Source organism: Variovorax paradoxus, from assembly GCF_009755665.1.
GTDB lineage: Bacteria > Pseudomonadota > Gammaproteobacteria > Burkholderiales > Burkholderiaceae_C > Variovorax > Variovorax paradoxus_G.
Genome location: NZ_CP046622.1, coordinates 1,769,946 through 1,790,508, shown reverse-complemented (window position 1 = coordinate 1,790,508; position 20,563 = coordinate 1,769,946). Strand labels below are relative to the sequence as shown.

At 63.9% G+C, this 20,563-nt stretch carries 18 protein-coding genes and 1 other RNA gene; 4 read left to right on the top strand and 15 right to left on the bottom strand.

Features of this window, described 5'->3' with window-relative positions:
* The 15 genes from glnL to ompA form a co-directional block, all read right to left on the bottom strand.
* Positions 1-1,080 (bottom strand): nitrogen regulation protein NR(II), encoded by a 1,080-nt coding sequence (gene glnL, locus GOQ09_RS08340; protein ID WP_157613012.1) that lies wholly within the window; start codon positions 1,078-1,080, stop codon positions 1-3.
* 15 nt (positions 1,081-1,095) lie between these two features.
* On the bottom strand, positions 1,096-1,614 hold the full coding sequence (locus GOQ09_RS08335) for a hypothetical protein (protein WP_157613011.1): 519 nt from the start codon (positions 1,612-1,614) through the stop codon (positions 1,096-1,098).
* Positions 1,615-1,759: 145 nt separating this feature from the next.
* The gene (gene glnA / locus GOQ09_RS08330) at positions 1,760-3,175 is read right to left on the bottom strand and encodes a type I glutamate--ammonia ligase (protein WP_126747480.1); all 1,416 of its coding nucleotides are present in this window, start codon (positions 3,173-3,175) and stop codon (positions 1,760-1,762) included.
* A gap of 146 nt (positions 3,176-3,321) precedes the next feature.
* A complete protein-coding gene (locus GOQ09_RS08325; protein ID WP_207309936.1) occupies positions 3,322-4,122 on the bottom strand; it encodes a competence/damage-inducible protein A in 801 nt (266 codons plus the stop codon).
* Complete coding sequence (locus GOQ09_RS08320; protein WP_157613009.1) at positions 4,119-4,994, bottom strand: EI24 domain-containing protein; 876 nt, start codon at positions 4,992-4,994, stop codon at positions 4,119-4,121. The genes GOQ09_RS08325 and GOQ09_RS08320 overlap by 4 nt, the downstream gene beginning before the upstream one ends.
* A gap of 38 nt (positions 4,995-5,032) precedes the next feature.
* Positions 5,033-6,007 carry a sterol desaturase family protein gene (locus GOQ09_RS08315; protein ID WP_157613008.1) on the bottom strand — a complete coding sequence of 325 codons (975 nt, stop codon included), beginning with the start codon at positions 6,005-6,007 and terminating at the stop codon, positions 5,033-5,035.
* A 9-nt stretch (positions 6,008-6,016) separates the two neighbouring features.
* Positions 6,017-6,763, bottom strand: coding sequence for a polysaccharide deacetylase family protein (locus tag GOQ09_RS08310; protein ID WP_242631029.1), 747 nt, complete (start codon positions 6,761-6,763; stop codon positions 6,017-6,019).
* A 76-nt stretch (positions 6,764-6,839) separates the two neighbouring features.
* Positions 6,840-7,847 (bottom strand): YncE family protein, encoded by a 1,008-nt coding sequence (locus GOQ09_RS08305; RefSeq protein ID WP_157613007.1) that lies wholly within the window; start codon positions 7,845-7,847, stop codon positions 6,840-6,842.
* A 77-nt stretch (positions 7,848-7,924) separates the two neighbouring features.
* Positions 7,925-8,659, bottom strand: a complete 735-nt coding sequence (locus GOQ09_RS08300) for a pseudouridine synthase (RefSeq protein ID WP_157613006.1) — start codon at positions 8,657-8,659, stop codon at positions 7,925-7,927.
* Between the two features lie 54 nt (positions 8,660-8,713).
* Complete coding sequence (gene ggt / locus GOQ09_RS08295; RefSeq protein ID WP_157613005.1) at positions 8,714-10,450, bottom strand: gamma-glutamyltransferase; 1,737 nt, start codon at positions 10,448-10,450, stop codon at positions 8,714-8,716.
* Positions 10,451-10,503: 53 nt separating this feature from the next.
* Entirely contained in the window at positions 10,504-12,099 is a 1,596-nt protein-coding gene (locus tag GOQ09_RS08290; protein ID WP_207309935.1) for a class I SAM-dependent methyltransferase, read from the bottom strand.
* Positions 12,100-12,242: 143 nt separating this feature from the next.
* Positions 12,243-12,627: a transfer-messenger RNA gene (ssrA, locus tag GOQ09_RS08285) on the bottom strand.
* A gap of 12 nt (positions 12,628-12,639) precedes the next feature.
* Positions 12,640-13,308, bottom strand: coding sequence for an HAD-IA family hydrolase (locus GOQ09_RS08280; RefSeq protein WP_157613004.1), 669 nt, complete (start codon positions 13,306-13,308; stop codon positions 12,640-12,642).
* On the bottom strand, positions 13,305-14,036 hold the full coding sequence (gene ubiG, locus GOQ09_RS08275) for a bifunctional 2-polyprenyl-6-hydroxyphenol methylase/3-demethylubiquinol 3-O-methyltransferase UbiG (protein ID WP_157613003.1): 732 nt from the start codon (positions 14,034-14,036) through the stop codon (positions 13,305-13,307). Before ubiG ends, GOQ09_RS08280 begins: the two co-directional genes overlap by 4 nt.
* A gap of 127 nt (positions 14,037-14,163) precedes the next feature.
* Entirely contained in the window at positions 14,164-14,817 is a 654-nt protein-coding gene (gene ompA, locus GOQ09_RS08270) for an outer membrane protein OmpA (RefSeq protein WP_126747491.1), read from the bottom strand.
* Positions 14,818-15,040: 223 nt separating this feature from the next.
* Between ompA and gyrA the strand changes: the two genes are divergently transcribed.
* The 4 genes from gyrA (at position 15,041) to pheA (ending at position 20,554) form a co-directional block, all read left to right on the top strand.
* Positions 15,041-17,686 (top strand): DNA gyrase subunit A, encoded by a 2,646-nt coding sequence (gene gyrA / locus GOQ09_RS08265; protein ID WP_157613002.1) that lies wholly within the window; start codon positions 15,041-15,043, stop codon positions 17,684-17,686.
* Entirely contained in the window at positions 17,683-18,270 is a 588-nt protein-coding gene (locus tag GOQ09_RS08260) for a DUF2059 domain-containing protein (RefSeq protein WP_126747493.1), read from the top strand. Before gyrA ends, GOQ09_RS08260 begins: the two co-directional genes overlap by 4 nt.
* 70 nt (positions 18,271-18,340) lie before the next feature.
* Positions 18,341-19,408, top strand: a complete 1,068-nt coding sequence (gene serC / locus GOQ09_RS08255) for a 3-phosphoserine/phosphohydroxythreonine transaminase (protein WP_242631111.1) — start codon at positions 18,341-18,343, stop codon at positions 19,406-19,408.
* 24 nt (positions 19,409-19,432) lie between these two features.
* Entirely contained in the window at positions 19,433-20,554 is a 1,122-nt protein-coding gene (gene pheA, locus GOQ09_RS08250; RefSeq protein WP_157613000.1) for a prephenate dehydratase, read from the top strand.
* Positions 20,555-20,563 lie beyond the last annotated feature (9 nt).

Below are 20,563 nucleotides of genomic sequence, written 5' to 3'. Positions count from 1 at the left end.
CTAGGGCAGCGGAATCAGTATCTTGAAATCGGTTCGGCCCGGGACGCTGTCGCACTCGATCACGCCGTGATGCTGTTGCACAAAAGTTTGTGCGAGCGTCAATCCAAGCCCTGTCCCGCCTTCTCTTCCCGATACGAGCGGATAGAAGATGCGGTCCTTGATCGTGTCCGGCACACCCGGTCCGTTGTCGATGACATGCAATTCCAGTGCCAATCGATACCACTGCTTGTTGAATATGACCTGTCGGGCGATGCGCGTCTTGAAAGTGATCTGCGCGTCTCCCGCTGCGCGGCGCTCGGCAAGGGCCTGCGCCGCGTTGTGCACGATGTTGAGCGTGGCCTGGATGAGTTGTTCGCGGTCGCCGCGAAACTCGGGAATCGAGACGTCGAAGTCGCGCTCGATGTGCAGGTCGCGCGGAAACTCCGCAAGAATGACCGAGCGCACGCGCTCGCACACCTCGTGGATGTTGACGTCGCCCACCACGTGCGGGCGACGGTGCGGCGCCAGCAGGCGGTCGACGAGCGTTTGCAGCCGGTCGGCTTCATGGATGATGACTTGCGTGTATTCGATGAGGTCGCGCGACTCGACCTCCATCTGCAGCAGCTGCGCCGCGCCGCGAATGCCGCCCAGCGGGTTCTTGATTTCATGCGCGAGGTTGCGGATGAGTTCCTTGTTGGCCTGCGCCTGGTCGAGCAGGCGCTCTTCGCGGTCCTGGCGCACCTGCTGCTCGAGCGGCGACATCTCGATGACGAGTTCGCCCGACTTGTCGCCCTGCGCGAGCGTGACCTGCACCGGCATCAACTCATGATTGACGCGGCGCAAGAAGGCTTCGTAGCGCAGCGTGGCAAAGTCGTTGCTGCGGGCGCCGTCGATGGCGGTGCGCAGCACATGCGGCTCATGAAAGCAGGCCCCGAACTGAGAGCCTTCGAGCGTGCGGCGCGACGTGCCCAGCGCGTCTTCGAGGGCCGCATTGGCAAACAGCACCGAACCGTTGGTGCTGACCACTGCGATGAGCGTGGAGAGCAGGTCGAAGGACTGAAAGCGCGGATTGGCGCCGGCCGCCTTCTTCCCAAATGCCATTGAATGTCCTGCTGTTTACTGCTGCTTGGCTGGCAGGCGGCCGAGTTCGCGGCGAATGCCTGCGATGTCGCTCTCGTTGCGCGCGAGTTCGGCCTTCATTTCAGCCACGCGATCGAGGTACTTCTGGTAGTTGCGGCCTTCACTGCCCTGCTTCTCGGGCTCGCCGTTGTTGTATTCCTTTTGAAGCTCGGCCTGGCGAGCTTCGGCTTTCTTGAGCTCGGACTCGAGCACCGAACGGGCTTCGCCGTCGCGGGCGCGCTGGTCGACGCCTTCCACGCGCGGGCTGCCGGCCGGCGCACGCGCGGCGGACGAGCCACCGCCGCCGCCCGAGGACCTGGCGGCCGGAGCCGGCATGCCGGATCCCTGCACGACGGTGACGTTGCCGCCTTCCATGACCTTGCAGCCTTTTTGCTGCGCAATGGTCGAGTTGTTGGTGTATTCATTGCCGCAGCGCCACACGCGCTCCTGCGACGAGGCAGGCACGGCGACGGCCAACAATGAACCAGCCAGAAAAATGAGAGAAGCAGTCTTCATGTGAATCGGTGGATGGCGCGACAAAGGCGCATTTTCCTGCAATTCGACTCCATCGGTGACAAGATGTTCCGTGCCAAGCAAAAAGGACGGCCGTAGCCGTCCTTTCTGTCTTACTTACCCGTCAGAGGGGCTTGCGCCCGCCGATTTAGAGCGAGTAGTACATGTCGAACTCGACCGGATGGGTCGCCATGCGGAAGCGCGTGACTTCCTGCATCTTCAGTTCGATGTACGCGTCGATGTAGGCATCGGTGAACACGCCGCCCTTGGTCAGGAACGCACGGTCCTTGTCGAGGTATTCCAGCGCCTGGTCGAGGCTGTGGCACACGGTCGGGATCAGCGCGTCTTCTTCCGGCGGCAGGTGGTACAGGTCCTTGCTGGCGGCTTCGCCCGGATGGATCTTGTTTTCCACGCCGTCGAGGCCGGCCATCAGCAGTGCAGCAAAGCCGAGGTACGGGTTCATCAGCGGATCGGGGAAGCGCGCTTCGACGCGGCGGCCCTTCGGGTTGGCCACGAACGGAATGCGGATCGAGGCCGAGCGATTCTTGGCCGAGTAGGCCAGCTTCACCGGGGCTTCGAAGCCGGGCACCAGGCGCTTGTAGCTGTTGGTGCCGGGGTTCGTGATGGCGTTCAGGGCACGTGCGTGCTTGATGATGCCGCCGATGTAGTGCAGCGCGAAGTCCGAGAGGCCTGCATAGCCGTCGCCGGCGAACAGGTTCTTGCCGTCCTTCCAGACCGACTGGTGCACGTGCATGCCGGAGCCGTTGTCGCCGACGATGGGCTTGGGCATGAAGGTGGCGGTCTTGCCGTAGGCATGGGCCACGTTGTGGATCACGTACTTCTGCAGTTGGACCCAGTCGGCGCGCTGAACCAGCGTGCTGAACTTGGTGCCGAGTTCCATCTGGCCGGCGTTGGCCACTTCATGGTGATGCACTTCGACCGGAATGCCGAGCGATTCGAGCACCAGGCACATTTCCGAGCGCATGTCCTGGAAGCTGTCGACCGGGGGAACCGGGAAGTAGCCGCCCTTGACTGCCGGGCGATGGCCGGTGTTGCCGTGCTCGTATTCCTTGTCGGTGTTCCACGAGGCTTCTTCGGATTCGATCTTGACGAAGCAGCCCGACATGTCGTTCTTCCAGCGAACGCCGTCGAACACGAAGAATTCGGGTTCCGGACCGAAGTAGGCGGTGTCGCCCAGGCCCGAAGCCTTCATGTAGGCCTCGGCGCGCTTGGCGAGCGAACGCGGGTCGCGCTCGTAGGCCTTGCCGTCGGCGGGATCGATCACGTCGCAGGTCAGGATCAGCGTCGTTTCTTCGAAGAAGGGGTCGATGTTGGCGGTGTTGGGGTCGGGCATGAGCTGCATGTCCGAAGCTTCGATTCCCTTCCAGCCAGCAATGGACGAGCCGTCGAACGCGTGGCCCGAGGTGAATTTGTCTTCATCGAATGCCGAGACCGGCACGGTCACGTGCTGCTCTTTGCCACGGGTGTCGGTGAAGCGGAAGTCGATGAACTTGACCTCGTTTTCCTTGACGAGCTTGAGTACATCGGCGACGGTCTTTGCCATCAGTTTCTCCTGAGTTGGATGGTGGTTAGGAATACAGGGACGGGGGATGCAGTTTCTGTGCCATTGTCGCCCCTTGCGAAGAGGCTCCGGCGACGGGTACAAACCCCAAAAGAAGGCGAATAATCACCAATTTGGTGCGTTCAATTTCAACGCACCAATTCTGGGCCAAGCTTGGCATCAAAGGCGTGCAACCCTTCGATCAGCTGGGAATAGGCGGCATCGAGCAGCACCGGGTTGCCTTTGACGCCGAGTTCGATGTGCCGGCCATATTCGGGGTGGTCGACGCTCGGCAGGCTGAACACCTTGACGCCGGCATGCGTGGCCTCGATGGCTTGCATCAGCGGCGTGAGGGTGGCTTCCATCGCACCAAAAACGATGACCGACTTTTCTGCCGACTGGCCGCTGGTGAACATGCCGGCATAGCGGGTGTCGAGCACCGATTCGATCATCGGCCAAGCCATGACGGGAAAGCCCGGCACGAAATGGACGTGATCGACGCTGAAGCCCGGGATCTTGTTGTACGGGTTGCGGATGATCGTCGCGCCCTTGGGGAACACGCCCATGTTGAGGCGGTGAATGTTGTCGGGCCGGTCGGGCTCGTAGGCAATGCCCTGCTCGCGTGCGGTGTCCTGCATGCGTTCGCGAATCAGCAGTTCGGCCTCGGGATGCAGTTCGAGCGGCACCCGCAGCGCCTGCGCGGCGCATTGGCGGGTGTGGTCGTCCGGTGTGGCGCCGATGCCGCCGGTCGAAAAAACGATGTCGCCCGAGGCAAAGGCCCGGCCGAGCGCGGCCGTGATGCGGGTGGGCTCGTCGCCGACGTATTCGGCCCAGCCAAGCTGCAGCCCGCGCGCGGCGAGCAGCTCGATGACCTTGGGCATGTGCTTGTCGGCACGCTTGCCCGAAAGAATTTCGTCTCCGACGACGATCAGGCCGAATGCGCGGGTCATGGGGATTTCCATTGAGAAAGAACGGCCTGGTCGGCTTCGATGGCCGGGGCGCCACCAGACGAAGCCGCGGCTGCCGCGCGTTGCGCCCGCAATTGCGCCAGGGCATCGAGGCAGTAATGGCCGAACCAGAGCGAAGAGAAGGCGAACACCAGCGTGTAGATCCAGATCGCCAGCGGCACCAGCACGAAGAAGGCGGCGGCAAACAGCAGGCCCGATGCCCAGACGATGCTGGGCGCGGCACCCAGGTAACCGCACAGCACACCGATGCACAGCAGTGGCAGGCGGTGCGCGCGCAGGAGCGTGGCCCGCTCCTCGGCGCTGGCATGCTCGGCCAACGCGTCGAAGCTCATCACGCGGTAGGTGAGCCAGCCCCAGATCAGCGGCGGCAAGATGAGCACCAGCGGCGGAATGAGCCAGAGCGGCATCGAGACCACGAGCGCCATCAGCGCCAGCACGGTGAGGCCGAGCGACCGCGCGACGCTGCCGAAAAATGATGCGCCCTTCTTGCGCTCGAGCATGGGAAAGCGGCGGTGCGCCACCAGCGCGGTCAGCGGCGGCGCCATGAAACCGGCCACGATGACCAGCGAGACCACGACGATCAGCGGCGTGGCGGCAAACACCACCACAAGGGGCGCCAGCACGGCCGTGACGTCGCCCGAAAAGAGCCGCCCGATCCAGCCCCAGAAGCTCGCGAGCAGGGGCCAGGCCTCGAGTGCCTCGCGCGTCCATGCGACCGTCGCGTCCCAGTAGAAGTAGCCGAAGCCCGCGGCCAGCAGCACCATCAGGGCGAGCGGCAGCAAAGAGAGCACGATCACGCGCGGCAGCATGCAATAGGCAACCGCACGCCAGAAAGAGTCGAGAAGCAGACGCATTGGGTGCGAAGGATAACGCCTGGGCGTGGGCCGAGCGGTCAGCCGCGGCCGACCATCCGCTTCAGCCCGAGCCACTGCTGGGCCCAGAAGCCGCTGCCGTAGTCGCGCAGTTGGCCGTCGGCGCCGGGCTCCACCTGGTCGCGAATGCCGGTCGGGTCGTAGCGCTGCTCGAAGTTGGCGGTGCGAAAAAGCATGTCCCACCAGGGCAGCAGCACGCCGAAGTTGTGGCCGCCGAGGGTGTGGGCCCCGCGCGACTCGTGGCCCAGCCCGATGCTGTGGTGCAGCCGGTGAAAGCGGGGGCTGATCCACAGCCGCTCGCCGATGGCGCCGAACCCGAGCTTCAGGTTGGCGTGCTGCAGGCTTTCGCTGAGCTGTGTGAAGGCGACGAACGCAATGAACTGGCCGGGTGCCACGCCGATGAGCTGCGCCACGATGACGATGAGGGTGTCATGCACGATGTCGTCGAGCAGATGGTTGCGGTCGTCGCTCCACATGGTCATCTGGCGCTGCGAATGGTGCAGCGAATGCAGGCCCCACCACCAGTTGAGCTGGTGCTGGCCGCGATGAATCCAGTAGCCCACGAAGTCGAGCACCACCAGGTAGATTGCAAAGGCGACCCACGGCACGTCGGTGACGCCGGGCCAGGCTTCGTCGAGGTGAAAGGTGCCCCAGCCCGCGATGCGCAGGCTCCCGATGGCTTCGTCGAAGAACGGCTCGAGCGTGAAGAACATGGCCAGCCGGAAAAGGCCCAGGCGATGAATCAGCGTGTAGAGCACGTCGATGCGGATGGCGCGGCGGTCGGTCACCGGCTCGACGGCGCGCCAGCGCTGCAGCGGCCCGATGAGCATGAGCAGCACCGCGACCTGGATGAACCCGACCAGCAGCCAGCCGGTGGCGTCGAAGGCGTCTTCGGTCCAGCCGCCGAGGCCGACCGCGAACACCAGCGGCTGGATCAGCGTTTCGAAGAACCAGCCTTGCAGCGCGGAAAAGGTATCCGTCAACCAATCGATCACGACAAGGCCTCAGGGGTGGGACGCGATCCAGGCGCGGTACTGCGGATGCTGCCGCAGCGTTTCGAAGCAGAAGCCCTTGGCCTTGAGGCCGACGATCAGGGGCTCGAGATTGGCCGGCGCCCACGGGTCCTTGCGCGACCAGATGCCCAGATGGGCCAGCAGGATGTCTCCGGGGCGGATGGTTTCCAGCGCCTGCGCCAGGAGCTTTTCGTTGCTGAACTTCTCGCTCGGCAACTCGTCGCCCAGGAAACCGGCCGGCGACCATCCCACATGTTCGTAGCCGCAGGCCTTGGCTGCCGCGAGCAGCCGGGGCGAGGTCTTGCCGCCCGGGGCACGGTACAGCGGCAGCGGTTTCTTGCCGGTGATGGCGGCCAGCCGATCGGACGCCTTGCCGATGTTGGCGCAGTACTCGGCCGCGCTCCAGGTGAACTCACGGCCCGCGAGCGCGCCCGCGGAGGGCTTGATGCGGAAGCTCGGCGCCACGCCCTTGAGGTCGCCGCGCCAGTACGCATGATCGTAGGTGTGCGAGGCGAATTCATGGCCTTCGGCCGCCCTCGCCTTCCACCATGGCGCCCAGTGGCTGTCGAGGCTGTCGCCGTCGGTCTGCGTGCGCTCGGCGGCGGCAAAGAAGGTGACGCGCACGTTCTGGCGCTTGAGCACGTCGGCCACCAGCGGCGCAACGCCCATATGGCCGGTGTCGAAGGTCAGGTAGACCGGCTTTTCGCACGAGGCGCCCTGCGCCCAGGCCGCGGGCATGGCGGCGCAAGCAACTGCGAAGACAACGCCAGGAATACCGCGGAACCGGCGTTGCCGGCTTGCCGACGGCACCCCTTCAGATTCTTTTCGCATGGGCCAGGGTCCAGACGCCATGCGGCGAACGGCCGACATTGACCTGGCGCACGACCTTCTGGCTGTCCAGGTCGATCACGCTGAGCTTCTTGGCCCAGCGCGAGGTTACGTACAGCGTCTTGCCGTCGGCGGACACATCCATGCAGTCGGGGCCGCCCGGAACAGCGTAGGTGGCGCTGACCTTCAGCGTTGCCAGGTCGATGCGGCTGATGGTGTTGGCCACGCGGTTGCTCACGAAGACGCTCTTGCCGTCTCCGGCCGAACGAAAGGCGTGAGCCCCCTTGCCGGTCAGGATCTTGCCGACCAGCTTGGGCTCGGGGCCCGCCACGTCGAACACCTGCACGCCGTCGCTACCGGTGAGGCCGACGAGCAGGGTCTTGTCGTTGTGCACGCCGTAGATGTCGGCCGGCATGGCGCCGGTTGCCATGCGCCAGCGGATGTTTTGCGTCGGCAGATCGACGGCGATGAGCTCGTCGCTGTCCTGCATGGTCACGTAGGCGACGGTGCTGGTGTTGTCGATCCAGATATGGCTGGGCGTCTTGCCGGTGGCAATGCGCTTGACGAGCTTCAGGTCCTTGCCGTCCCAGCGGTAGACGTCGACGTGATTGAGCCGGTTGGCCGCCGTGACAAACCACTTCATGTCGCGCGAGAACTGCAGCTGGTACGGATCGATGATGCCGTAGACCACGCGTTGCACTTCGGCCGTTCTCGGGTTGAGAAAAGTCAGCGAATCGCCCGCCGAATTGGCCACAATGACCGACTTTTCGTCCGGCGTCATGTAGATGTGGTGCGGCTCCTTGCCGGTGGCGATGCGCTGCTTTTCAGTCCAGTCGACCGGATTGATCACGCTGACGCTGGCGTCGAGCGAATTGAGCACGAAGATGGGCGGAGGCTCCGCGGGCGCAGCGGCGGCGGCTTGTGCCACCCAGACCGTCAGGCAAGAAAACAGGCAAGCCGCGAGGCGGCCATTCGGTCGGGCAAGGAATCGCAAGGGGAAGTTCCGAAAGAGTGCTTTCGATTATCAACGGCCCGACCCGACCGGCGGCTGACCGGCAGTGCTTGCAAGGCCTATACCGTTGTTTTTGCACGCAATGCCGCGACCTGTTCGGCCGTGAGCCATCGCCATTGGCCCGGTGCCAGGTCGTCGGGCAGCGCCAGTTGCCCGATGCGCGAGCGGTGCAGCCCTTCGACCCGGTTGCCCACGGCCGCCAGCATGCGCTTGACCTGGTGGTATTTGCCTTCGGTGAGCGTCAGCCGCAGGTGCAGCGGGCTGTCCGATTCGCAGGCGGCGGCGCGCACCGGCTTCGGGTCGTCGTCGAGCACCACGCCGGCCAGCAGTTTTTCGATCTGCGCCGCGTCTATCGGGTGCTTGGCCGTCACTTCATAGACCTTGGGAACATGGTGCTTGGGCGAGCCCATCTTGTGGATGAACTGGCCGTCGTCCGTCAGCAACAGCAGCCCGGTCGTGTCCTGGTCGAGCCGGCCGATGGCCTGCACGCCCTGCACCGCGCCCTTGTTCGGCCGAAGACGCAGCGGCGACGGCAGCAGCGTGTAGATGCTCGGGTAGGTGGAAGGCTTTTGCGAGCACTCGGTCCCGGCCGGCTTGTGCAGCATCAGGTAGGCCTTCTCGTGGTACGCCCACTCGGTGCCCTGCACGGTGAAAAGCAGGCCTTCGGGATCGAGATCGTCAAAGGGGTCGTCGGCGGTTTTGCCGCCGATGGTCACGTGGCCTTGCTGGATCAGCCCTGCGCACACGCGCCGCGTGCCGAAGCCTTGGGAATAAAGAATGTCTTGCAGGTGCATGGAAATGAAAAAGCGGCCGCGCCGGCATGGCACGACCGCTTTTAGTTTGGAGGATCAGTAGCCGGCGGCGAGGCCGGTGTTGCGGCGGGGGTCGTTGGCGCCGTAGAAACGGTTGGCGCCCACCGGCTTGCCGCCCAGCGACGGCGCGCCCACGATGATCGCCGCCATGTGGTTGGCCGGCTGCGGCACGCCCAGGTTGTGGCCCATGTCGGTCAGGATCTTGCGGGTGTCGGGGCTGATGGCAAAGGTCTCGACGTTGGTCACGTCAGGCAGCCATTGCTGGTGGAAGCGCGGCGCATCGACGGCTTCCTGCACGTTCATGCCGTAGTCGACCACATTGAGGATGGTGTGCAGCACCGCCGTGATGATGCGGCTGCCGCCGGGCGTGCCGACCACGAATACCGGCTTGCCGTCCTTCGAGACGATGGTCGGGCTCATCGAACTCAGCGGACGCTTGCCCGGGGCGATGGCGTTGGCCTCGCCTTGCACCAGGCCGTACATGTTGGGCACGCCGATCTTGGCGGTGAAGTCGTCCATCTCGTTGTTCAGCAGCACGCCGGTCTTGTCTGCGGTGACCTTGGCGCCGAACCAGTCGTTCAGCGTGTAGGTGACCGACACCGCATTGCCCTGCTGGTCGGTGATGGAATAGTGCGTGGTATTGCTGCCTTCGTGCGGCGCAACGCCGGGCTTGATGTCCTTGGAGACGCCAGCCTTCTTGGGATCGATGGCTGCGCGGATCTTCTCGGCGTAGCCCTTGTCGAGCAGGCGGTCGAGCGGGTTTTTCACGAAGTCCGGGTCGCCCAGGTAGCTGTTGCGATCGACATACGCGTGGCGCATGGCCTCGATCTGGTAGTGCACGGCCTCGGCCGAGCGGAAGCCCAGGTCCTTGAGCGGATAGCCCTCGAGGATGTTGAGCATTTCGCAGATGATCACGCCGCCCGAACTCGGCGGCGGCGCCGACACCACGCGATAGCCGCGGTAGTCGCATTCGACCGGCGCGAGTTCGCGCGTCTTGTACTGGTCGAGGTCGGCCTGCGTGATGATGCCCTTGCCGGCCTGGCTCGATGCCACGATCGCCTCGCCGACCCAGCCCTTGTAGAAGCCGTCCGTGCCCTTGGCGCTGATTTCCTTCAGCGTCTTGGCGAGGTCTTTCTGCACCAGCTTCTGGCCGACCTGGAACGGCTGGCCCTTGTTCAGGAAGATGGCGCCGGAGACCGGGTCTTTCTGGAAGTCGTTGGTGGAGGTGCGCAGCATGTCGATGTCGCCCTGCTCCAGCGCAAAGCCCTTCTCGGCCAACTGGATCGAGGGCGCAATCAGGTCGGCGCGCTTCATGGTGCCGTACTTCTCGCGCGCGTATTCCATGCCCGAGACGGTGCCGGGCACGCTCACGGCGAGGTGGCCGTTGGTGCTCAGGCCCTTGATGACGTTGCCGTCCTTGTCGAGGTACATGTTGGGCGTCGCGGCCAGGGGCGCTTTCTCGCGGAAGTCGAGAAAAGTCTTGCGTCCGTCGGCCAGCTGCACCGTCATGAAGCCGCCGCCGCCCAGGTTGCCGGCGGCCGGATACACCACGGCCAGCGCATAGCCCACGGCCACCGCCGCATCGACGGCGTTGCCGCCGCGCTTGAGAACGTCAACGCCAACCTTGGTGGCCAGATGCTGCGCGCTCACGACCATGCCGTGCTCGGCCGCAACGGGCGCCTGCGACGCGGCGTGCGAAGCGCCTGCGCCCGTGAGCACGAGCGCGGCCGCGACGGCGGCGCGCAATGTCGGGGTCCAGTGGAATTGCTGCATGGAGAACATCCCTTCTTGAATTCAGTGGTGAAAAACGGCAAGCGCCAAGGCCATCAGGCAACGAGCAGCGCCTTGCGCCGCAGGTCGCTCAGGCCGAGCTCCACTTGTTTGAGCGCGAATTCCTTCAGCGCGGAGCTATCGGTCAGCGGCTTGTCGTTCTGGACGAAGCGCAGGCGATCGGCGCGCACCTCGGCCGCGAGATAGTCCGCCAGCATGTCTTGCGAATGCGCGCCATCGAGCAGCGGCAAAAGGCAGCGCTCCAGCGCGGAGAGGCCCATGGACTCATGCCATTGGTTGCACACCGTGGCCGAGTTTCCGGCGGACAGCGCCAGGCCCGGCGCGCTGCGCACGGAAGCCAACGCCAGAGGCAGCGCGGACACCTGGGTTGCAGCCCGTACCGGCGTGCGCCGGATTCGAACGGCGCCGAGGATCAGCAATTCCTCGAGCATCGACATCACGATAGGCTCGACCGAAGCGCGCGGCTCGCCCGTGGCGGCGAGAACCGAAGCGACCAGCGCCTCGAGGGGCAGGCTGGCCGGATAGCTCGCGTTGAGCACTTGCGCCGCCGCTTTGTGCACCGGCAGGCGCAGCGTGACTTTCAGGTTGCGCAGCGCATTGCAAGATTGCTCGCGCGCGTCGAGCGTCAATGCGGTGCCGTCCTCGGCGCCGAACACGCCGGCGAACTCAAGGCTTCGAATCCGGGCCGGGTCGAGCCGGTAGCGGATATCGGCGGCGCGGCCCTGCTTCACCAGCAAGGTCTGGCGAAAGGTGCGGTTGACCAGGAAGTCGAGATACTGCTCCATGAGAATCTGGCTGCCGCCGCATTCGCGCAGCAGCGGCTCGCGGACCTTCTCGCCATAGTTCTGGACGAACATCGTGGAGGGTTCCGCGTCTGCCAGGTAGCTAAGGCCATTCGCCTCGGCGCGCGCCACAAACTCCTTGAAGTAGCACGGCGCGTTGCAGGGCTCGAGAAACTCATGCAGCAGGTAATAGCCGCTGGAGCCGCGCACGATGGGCATGGTCTCCTCGAGCGTTTTCTTCAGAACGCTGTCCGGGCGGGCCGACTGCTCGAGAAATTCGAGCATGCCGCGCGCATAGGACAGCTTTTCATCGGGCGTGTCGCGCGGAGCACCGCGCAGGATCATCGCGTCGCGCACGATCTCCCTCGCCTTCCAGCCCGGGTACACGTTGTAGCTGACATAAGCCACGCCATCGGGCGCAAGGTTCTCGGAGCACACGCGCAGGATCGCCTCCTGCACTGGCCCCGGTACCCAGCTGTAGACACCGTGGCAGATGATGTAGTCGAACTGGCCGAACGAGGCATCGACCTCCGCAAGATTGAACGCACGCAACTCCACGTTCGGCAATCCGGCGCGCGAAATGGCCGCGACGCCCTGCTCCACCTGCACCTTCGACAAATCGAGGCCCAGGGCGCTTGCCTCAGGATGCCGTGCCGCGAACGGAATCAGGTTGCCGCCGGCCGCACAACCGAGTTCGAGCACTCGCGCCGTGGCCGGCGGCGGCGTCTCGAGACCGAACAGGAAGGCAAGGGCCTCCAGGTGCTCGACAGCGGTTTGCGGGAACGGATGCGACTCGTAGGGCACCTCGTCGTAGTAGCTGGTGAGAGTCGAAGTCAGTGAATCGGGCACGGCGTCCTTTTGTGGGTCGAGACGGGCAGCGATGCCTTTGCGAGGAGCGGGCAGCGATGGCGGCGCGACAGCGCCCGCTGACTATAGCCTTGCGTCCGGACAAAAAAAAGCCAACCTGTCGAAGGTTGGCTTTTTGTGATGAATGGTGGAGCTGGGGGGATTTGAACCCCCGTCCGCAAGCCTTCATCGCGCAGTTCTACATGTTTAGTGATCTGATTTAAGTCTCGCTTCCGGAGTCGCGCAGTCACACGCTAAACCGGACGCCAGTACCCTATTTTCTCGCCCCGACCCAAGGTACCCGGATCGGAGCCAGCCCATGTAATTATCCTTGCAGCCGGGAGGTCAGGATTGCTCCAGACCCCCTTGCCCAGCCCATCGGCCAACTGTTGCAAGGCTCACTGGCAATTAAGCAGCGAGTGCGAAACGTTCGTCGTTTGCAGTTAGTTTGTTTGAATCTGTTTTACGAGCGCATTCAGCTCGACATGCCCCGCTGCGACTCCGAACCCACGTCGAAACCAGTGCAGCCCCAAGAATGGTATTTTAGGCCGGGTTGAGAAACTGCAAGAGCTCAAGGGGCGAAGAAATTGCGGCGTCCGCCTCCCAGAGGGTGGCGTCGGCCTGCGGCCCCATGTAACCGTAGGTTGCCGCCACTGTTTTCATGCCTGCGGCGCGGCCCGCGATGATGTCGCGCTCGTCGTCCCCCACATAGATGCAGGTACTCGACGGAATTCCAAGCCGGCGTGCCGCTTCATGCAAGGGCTCGGGGTGCGGCTTGGAGAACGGCGTCGTGTCGCCGCTCACGATGGCGCCGGCGCTGCCAAAAAGAGGAAGGGCGCGGGTCAGCGGATCGGTAAACCGTGCCGACTTGTTGGTGACCACGCCCCAGGCCAGTCCGCGAGCGCGAATGGCGTCGATGAGCGCCTGGACGCCGTCGAACACGTGCGTGTTGAGCAGCATGCGGTTTTCATAGGCGACGAAGAATTCTTCCCTCAGCTCGGGAAATTCCGGTGCGTCGGGTGTGATGCCGAAGGCGACGCCGAGCATGCCCCGCGCGCCGGCGCCCGCCATGTAGCGGTAGCGCTCCAGCGGGTACGACTCGAGACCGCGGTCTGTACGCATCTTGTCGGCCGCGGCGCCGAGGTCGGGCGCGCTGTCGATCAGCGTGCCGTCCAGGTCGAACAGCACGGCTTGCACCGCTGCGCCCGTCACGCTGGATATCCTGTTGCGGAAGCCGGTTTTTGCGTTGCGAACATATAGTTGACGCTGGTGTCGCCACTGAGCCAGTAGCGCCGCGTCAACGGGTTGTGCTCCATGCCCCGCGTATGCCGCAAGTCGAGACCGGCAGCGCGGCAATGGGCGGCGAGTTCGCTGGGCCGGATCAGCTTTGCATACTCGTGCGTGCCGCGCGGCAACATGCCCAGGACGTATTCAGCGCCAACGATCGCCAGCATGAAGGACTTCAGATTGCGATTGATGGTGGAAAAGAACACCCAACCGCCAGGCTTGACCAAGGTGGCGCAAGCCTGAACGATCGAAGCCGGCTCCGGCACGTGCTCAAGCATTTCCATGCAGGTCACGACGTCGAAACTGCCCGGTTGCTCCGCGGCCAAGGCCTCGGCACTGACTTCGCGGTATTTGACGCCCTTGGTTCCGGCCTCGATCGCATGCAGCTTGGCAACCTTGAGCGCCTTGCTTGCCAAGTCGATGCCCAGCACGTCCGCGCCCTTTCGGGCCATCGAATCGGCAAGGATTCCTCCGCCGCAGCCAATATCGAGCACCTTGCGCTGCGAAATCGGCGCAATGCCGTCAATCCATTCAAGGCGAAGCGGATTGATTTCGTGGAGCGGGCGGAATTCGCTGTCCAAATCCCACCAGCGATGAGCAAGTTCCGAAAACTTGGCGAGTTCCGCCGGATCGGCATTCACGTTATCTGTCATGCCCTGATTATGAAACGGAGATTGCACCGGCGAGTACCGGAAAGATGCTCGAGAGCCGCCCAGCGGAATTCGACAGGCATAAAAAAACCCCGCCGAGGCGGGGTTTTCTTTTAGCGATTCAATCGAATCAGCGGGTGGCGCGGGTGCCGACCACTTCGATTTCCACGCGGCGGTTCTTGGCGCGGCCTTCCTTGGTGCGGTTGTCCGCAACAGGCTGCTTCTCGCCCTTGCCTTCGGTGTAGACGCGGTTGCGTTCGATGCCGCGCGAGACCAGGAAGGCCTTGACAGCTTCGGCACGGCGCACCGACAGACGCTGGTTGTACGAGTCAGAACCGATCGAGTCGGTGTGACCCACGGCAATGATCACTTCCAGGTTGACGTCACGGATCTTCGAGACCAGGTCGGTCAGCTTTGCGCGACCTTCAGGCTTGAGAACCGACTTGTCGAAGTCGAAGAATGCGTCAGCAGCGAAGGTAACCTTCGAAGCAGCGACTTGAGGAGCAGGCGTAGGAGCCGGTGCGCCCGGGGTGGGAGCCACTGCAGCGGGAGCTGCCGGAACCAGAGCACCGTCGCAACCGGCGGCGGCGGTAGCCGGCGTCCAGTTGGCATCACGCCAGCACAGTTCGTTCGTGCCGTTCTTCCAAACCAGTTCGCCGGTGCCGTTTTGCCAGTTGTCGATCGTAGGACCGCCATTCGCAGCGGTGACACGGGTCTGCGCGCCGGCGGCAGTGGCGAGCGCAGCGACTGCAAACATCATCGCCACTTTATTCAGTTTCTTCATGGTTCTCCTCTTGGGGAAAAAGCCGCAGCCGCGCTGCGAATCAAGGACGCTTTAAGTGACCACCACCCAAAACGTTGAGGCGATTGTGCCATAGGGTCTTTGGCAAACAGCCCGCAGCGCCCCCCTGAAGCGTAGGACGGAGGCGGAATAGCGGCCTTGTGTTGCGGCGGTACGACACCCCTCACAGCGTAAAATTCCGCCTTCTGCCGCCAGCCTCTCGCTCATGACCTCCTTCGCCAAAGAAACCCTGCCCATCAGTCTTGAAGAGGAAATGCGCAGCAGCTATCTCGATTACGCCATGAGCGTGATCGTGGGCCGAGCGCTTCCCGATGCCCGCGACGGCCTCAAGCCCGTGCACCGGCGCGTGCTTTACGCCATGCACGAACTCAACAACGACTGGAACCGTGCATATAAGAAGTCCGCCCGCATCGTGGGCGACGTGATCGGTAAGTACCACCCGCACGGCGACCAGTCGGTCTACGACACCATCGTGCGGCTGGCGCAGGACTTTTCCATGCGCCATATGCTGGTGGATGGACAAGGTAACTTCGGCTCGGTCGACGGAGACAACGCGGCCGCAATGCGGTATACGGAAATCCGGCTCGCAAAAATTGCGCACGAAATGCTGGCCGATATCGACAAGGAAACGGTCGATTTTCAAGACAATTACGACGGCTCCGAAAAAGAACCCAAGGTCCTGCCGAGCAAACTGCCTAATTTGCTGGTGAATGGCTCTGGCGGTATTGCGGTGGGCATGGCCACCAATATTCCGCCTCACAATCTCAATGAGGTGGTGGACGCCTGCCTGCACATGCTGCGCAATCCGCAGGCCACCATCGACGAGCTGATGGAAATCGTGCCGGCACCCGACTTCCCGACGGCCGGCATCATCTACGGCATCAACGGCGTGAGAGACGGCTACCGCACCGGCCGCGGCAAGGTGGTCATGCGCGCCAAGTGCCACTTCGAGGACATCGACCGCGGCCAGCGCCAGGCGATCATCGTCGACGAGCTCCCCTACCAGGTCAACAAGAAGACGCTGCAGGAGCGCATGGCCGAGCTGGTGCACGAGAAGAAGATCGAAGGCATCAGCCATATCCAGGACGAGTCCGACAAGTCGGGCATGCGCCTGGTGATCGAACTCAAGCGCGGCGAAGTGCCCGAGGTGGTGCTCAACAACCTGTACAAGCAGACGCAGCTGCAGGACACCTTCGGCATCAACATGGTGGCGCTGGTCGACGGCCAGCCCAAGCTGTGCAACCTGAAGGACCTGATCGAGGTCTTCCTGCAGCACCGCCGCGAAGTAGTTACACGCCGCACCGTGTTCACGCTGCGCAAGGCCCGCGAGCGCGGCCACGTGCTCGAAGGCTTGGCGGTGGCGTTGGCCAACATCGACGAATTCATCCGCATCATCCGGGAGTCACCCACTCCGCCGGTGGCCAAGACCGAGCTGATGACCCGCAGCTGGGACAGCAAGCTGGTGCGCGAGATGCTCACGCGTTCGCGCGCCGACGGCGGCGTGGTCAATGCCGACGACTACCGCCCCGAGGGCCTGGAACGCGAATTCGGCATGGGCTCCGACGGCCTCTATCGCCTGTCCGAAACCCAGGCGCAAGAAATTCTGCAGATGCGCCTGCAACGCCTCACCGGCCTCGAACAGGACAAGATCGTTGCCGAATACAAGGAGGTCATGGCCGAGATCGACGACCTGCTCGACATCCTGGCCAAGCCCGAACGCGTCTCGGTCATCATTGGCGAAGAGCTCGGCACCATTAAGCAGGAGTTCGGCCAGTCCAAGCTCGGCGCGCGCCGCAGCCTGGTCGAGCACAGCGCCTACGATCTCTCGACCGAAGACCTGATCACGCCCACCGACATGGTGGTCACGCTTTCGCACAGCGGCTACATCAAGAGCCAGCCGCTGAACGAGTACCGCGCGCAAAAGCGCGGCGGCCGCGGCAAGCAGGCCACCGTGACGAAGGAAGACGACTGGATCGACCAGCTCTTCATTGCCAACACGCACGACTACATCCTGTGCTTCTCCAACCGCGGCCGGCTGTACTGGCTTAAGGTGTGGGAAGTGCCGGCGGGTTCGCGCGGCTCGCGCGGCCGGCCCATCGTCAACATGTTCCCGCTGCAGGAAGGCGAAAAGATCAACGTGGCGCTCGCGCTCACCGGCGAAAAGCGCAACTTCCCGGCCGACCAGTACGTGTTCATGGCCACCTCGATGGGCACAGTCAAGAAGACCACCCTCGACGAATTCAACAACCCCCGCAAGGGCGGCATCATTGCCGTGAACCTCGATGAAGGCGACTACCTCATCGGCGCGGCGCTTACGGACGGCAAGCACGACGTGATGCTGTTCAGCGACGGCGGCAAGGCTGTGCGCTTCGACGAAGAAGACGTGCGTCCGCTGGGCCGCAACGCGCGCGGCGTGCGCGGCATGTCGCTCGACCCGGGGCAAGGCGTGATCGCCATGCTGGTGGCCGAGGACGAACAACAAAGCGTGCTCACCGCCACCGAAAATGGTTACGGAAAGCGCACAAGCATTACCGAGTACACGCGTCATGGCCGTGGAACCAAAGGCATGATTGCGATTCAACAGAGTGAGCGCAACGGCAAGGTCGTTGCCGCCACACTCGTGCATGCGGACGATGAGATCATGCTCATCACCGACAAGGGCGTGCTTGTGCGCACCCGGGTTGCCGAGATTCGTGAACTAGGTCGCGCAACGCAAGGCGTCACGCTGATCGGGCTCGACGAAGGCGCCAAACTAAGCGGGCTACAGCGTATCGTCGAAAACGACGCCAATGGCGAGATCGAGCCTGGCGCAGACGATACTTCCACATCTTCAACGGAGAACCCTCAGTGAAAAAATTCAAGCTCGCACTTCTGACCGTCGCCCTGGCCGGCAGCTCGATGGCCGCCATGGCCCAGGACAAAGCCGCGCTTATCAAGCAGTTCATCGACGTGCAGCGCCCCGGCATCGAGTCGCTGGCACGCGGCCTGGTCGAGCAATCGAGCTCCCCGATTGCCCAGGCCGGCTCGCAGTACCTGCAAACGCAGGTGCCCGAAGCCAAGCGCGAGTCGGCTGCCAAGGCAGCCGACGCCGAACTCAAGAAGTACTTCGACGACGCCTACCCGATCGTGCGCGACAAGGCCGTGCAACTGGCGCCCGTTGCGCTGACCCCTCTGCTCGAGCAGAACTTCACCGAAGACGAACTCAAGCAGCTGCTGGCCTGGATCAACTCGCCGCTCAGCAAGAAGTATCAGGACCTCAATCCCAAGATGCAGACCGCGTTGACCGAAAAGCTCGTGACCGAAACGCGCGCCACCATCGAACCGAAGATGCGCGCGCTGGACGAAAACGTGGCCAAGGCACTGGGTGCGCCCACCGGCGGCCAACAAGGCGCAGCTCCCGCCAAGGCCCCGGCCAAGGCTCCCGCCAAGAAGTGACGTGACAGAGCAGCAGCAGCCCAAGCCAGTCGGCACGCGTCCGTTCAATTTTTCCGCAGGTCCGGCCGCCATGCCGGAGGCGGTGCTGCAACGCGCCGCCTCCGAAATGCTCAATTGGCAGGGCAGCGGTATGAGCGTGATGGAGATGAGCCATCGCGGCAAGGAGTTCGGCGCGATCTGCACCCAGGCCGAAGCCGACATCCGCACGCTGCTGGCTGTGCCCGAGAACTTCCACATCCTGTTCATGCAGGGTGGCGGGCTGGGCGAAAACGCCATCGTGCCGATGAACCTGTCGCGCGGCAAAACCGCCGACTTCGTGATCACCGGCAGCTGGAGCATCAAGTCCCAGAAAGAAGCGCAGCGCTATTGCACTGCGCACGTCGCCGCAAGCAACGCAGGCGACCATCACACCAGGCTGCCAGATCCCTCGACCTGGCAGCTGAGCCAAGACGCCTCGTACGTGCACCTGTGCACCAACGAGACGATCAACGGCATCGAGTTCCAGCAGCTGCCCGATCTTGCGGCCCTTGGCAGCAACGCGCCGCTGGTCATCGACTTTTCGTCGCACGTGGCCTCGCGCAGCGTCGACTGGAGCCGTGTCGGCCTTGCATTCGGCGGCGCGCAAAAGAACCTCGGGCCGGCCGGCCTCACGCTCGTGATCGTGCGCGACGACCTGCTGGGCCATGCGCTCGAAATCTGCCCGAGTGCGTTCAACTACAAGATCGTGGCCGACAACAAGTCCATGTACAACACCCCGCCGACGTGGGGCATCTACATGGCCGGGCTCACTTTCCAGTGGTTGCTGCAGCAGACCGAAGGCGCGCTCACCGGCGTGGCCGCCATCGAACAGCGCAACATCGCCAAGGCGAACCTGCTGTACGGGTTCATCGACGCCTCTTCGTTCTATGTGAACAAGATCGACCCGGGCTGCCGCTCGCGCATGAACGTGCCTTTCTTCCTGGCCGACGAAAGCCGCAACGACGCCTTCCTGGCCGGCGCCCGGGAAGCCGGCCTGCTGCAGCTCAAGGGCCACAAGTCGGTCGGTGGCATGCGTGCGAGCATCTACAACGCCATGCCGCTGGAAGGCGTACAGGCACTTGTGAGCTACATGCGAGAATTCGAGCGATCGCATGCCTAGGCGCATGCCCAGCTGCTCGCACCGATGACCGCCTCCGCTCCAACACCGCCCTCTTCTCCCGACAACTCCGAAAGCCTTGCCGGTCTGCGCGTGCAGATCGATTCGCTCGACCAGCAACTGCTCAGCCTGCTCAATGAGCGGGCCCACGTGGCAGAGCTGGTCGGCGAGGTCAAGAAGCGCGAAGGCACGCCGTTTTTCCGTCCCGATCGCGTGGCGCAAGTCATCGAGAAGATGCAGAAGAGCAATGCAGGCCCGCTCAAGGACCTGCATGTGGCGGCCATCTGGCGCGAGATCATGTCGGCCTGCCTGGCGCTCGAGTCGCCCCAGCGCGTTGCCGTGCTCGGCCCCGAGGGCACTTTCTGCGAGCAGGCCGCCATCGAGTACTTCGGCGGCGCCGCCGACCTCATCTACTGCGCCAGCTTCGACGAGGTGTTTCACGCCACGGCGGCCGGCAGCGCCCAATACGGCGTGGTGGGCGTCGAAAACTCGACCGAAGGCGTCGTCACGCGTTCGCTCGACCTGTTCCTGCATTCGCCCACCCATGTGGTCGGCGAGGTCAGCCTGCTGGTGCGGCACCATCTCCTGCGCAGCAGCAACACGCTCGACGGCGTGGAAGCGGTGCTCGCCCATCCGCAAGCGCTCGCGCAGTGCCAGACCTGGCTTTCCAAGCACCTGCCCAACGCCGAGCGGCGCGCCGTCTCGAGCAACGCCGAAGGCGCGCGGCTCGCGGCCACCAACCCGGCCTGGGCTGCGTTGGCCGGCGAACGCGCCGCCACCCGCTTCGGCCTGCACATCGTTGCGCACGCCATCCAGGACGACTCGTACAACCGCACCCGCTTCTCCGTGATCTGCCTGCCGCAGACGCTGGCCATGCCGCCGGCATCGGGGCGCGATTGCACGAGCCTGATCGTCTCCGTACCCAATCGCCCCGGCGCCGTGCACGACCTGCTGGTGCCGCTGAAGCTCAACAACGTGTCGATGACCCGTTTCGAGTCGCGTCCCGCGCGCACCGGCCAGTGGGAGTACTACTTCTACATCGACCTCGACGGGCACCCTTCGCAGCCCAACGTGGCCGCGGCACTGGCCGAACTGCGCGGCCTCTGCGCCTTCTACAAGGTGCTTGGCGCCTACCCCGTCAAAGCCTGAGCCGGACGC

Coding starts and splice junctions, on each gene's coding strand:
- GOQ09_RS08300 (WP_157613006.1), bottom strand. CDS start 8,659: ATGCACCTGCAAGACATTCTTTATTCCCAAGGCTTCGGCACGCGGCGC.
- glnL (WP_157613012.1), bottom strand. CDS start 1,080: ATGGCATTTGGGAAGAAGGCGGCCGGCGCCAATCCGCGCTTTCAGTCC.
- serC (WP_242631111.1), top strand. CDS start 18,341: ATGCCGGAGGCGGTGCTGCAACGCGCCGCCTCCGAAATGCTCAATTGG.
- ubiG (WP_157613003.1), bottom strand. CDS start 14,036: ATGACAGATAACGTGAATGCCGATCCGGCGGAACTCGCCAAGTTTTCG.
- glnA (WP_126747480.1), bottom strand. CDS start 3,175: ATGGCAAAGACCGTCGCCGATGTACTCAAGCTCGTCAAGGAAAACGAG.
- gyrA (WP_157613002.1), top strand. CDS start 15,041: ATGACCTCCTTCGCCAAAGAAACCCTGCCCATCAGTCTTGAAGAGGAA.
- pheA (WP_157613000.1), top strand. CDS start 19,433: ATGACCGCCTCCGCTCCAACACCGCCCTCTTCTCCCGACAACTCCGAA.
- GOQ09_RS08310 (WP_242631029.1), bottom strand. CDS start 6,763: ATGCCCGCGGCCTGGGCGCAGGGCGCCTCGTGCGAAAAGCCGGTCTAC.
- GOQ09_RS08335 (WP_157613011.1), bottom strand. CDS start 1,614: ATGAAGACTGCTTCTCTCATTTTTCTGGCTGGTTCATTGTTGGCCGTC.
- GOQ09_RS08325 (WP_207309936.1), bottom strand. CDS start 4,122: ATGACCCGCGCATTCGGCCTGATCGTCGTCGGAGACGAAATTCTTTCG.
- ompA (WP_126747491.1), bottom strand. CDS start 14,817: ATGAAGAAACTGAATAAAGTGGCGATGATGTTTGCAGTCGCTGCGCTC.
- GOQ09_RS08320 (WP_157613009.1), bottom strand. CDS start 4,994: ATGCGTCTGCTTCTCGACTCTTTCTGGCGTGCGGTTGCCTATTGCATG.
- ggt (WP_157613005.1), bottom strand. CDS start 10,450: ATGCAGCAATTCCACTGGACCCCGACATTGCGCGCCGCCGTCGCGGCC.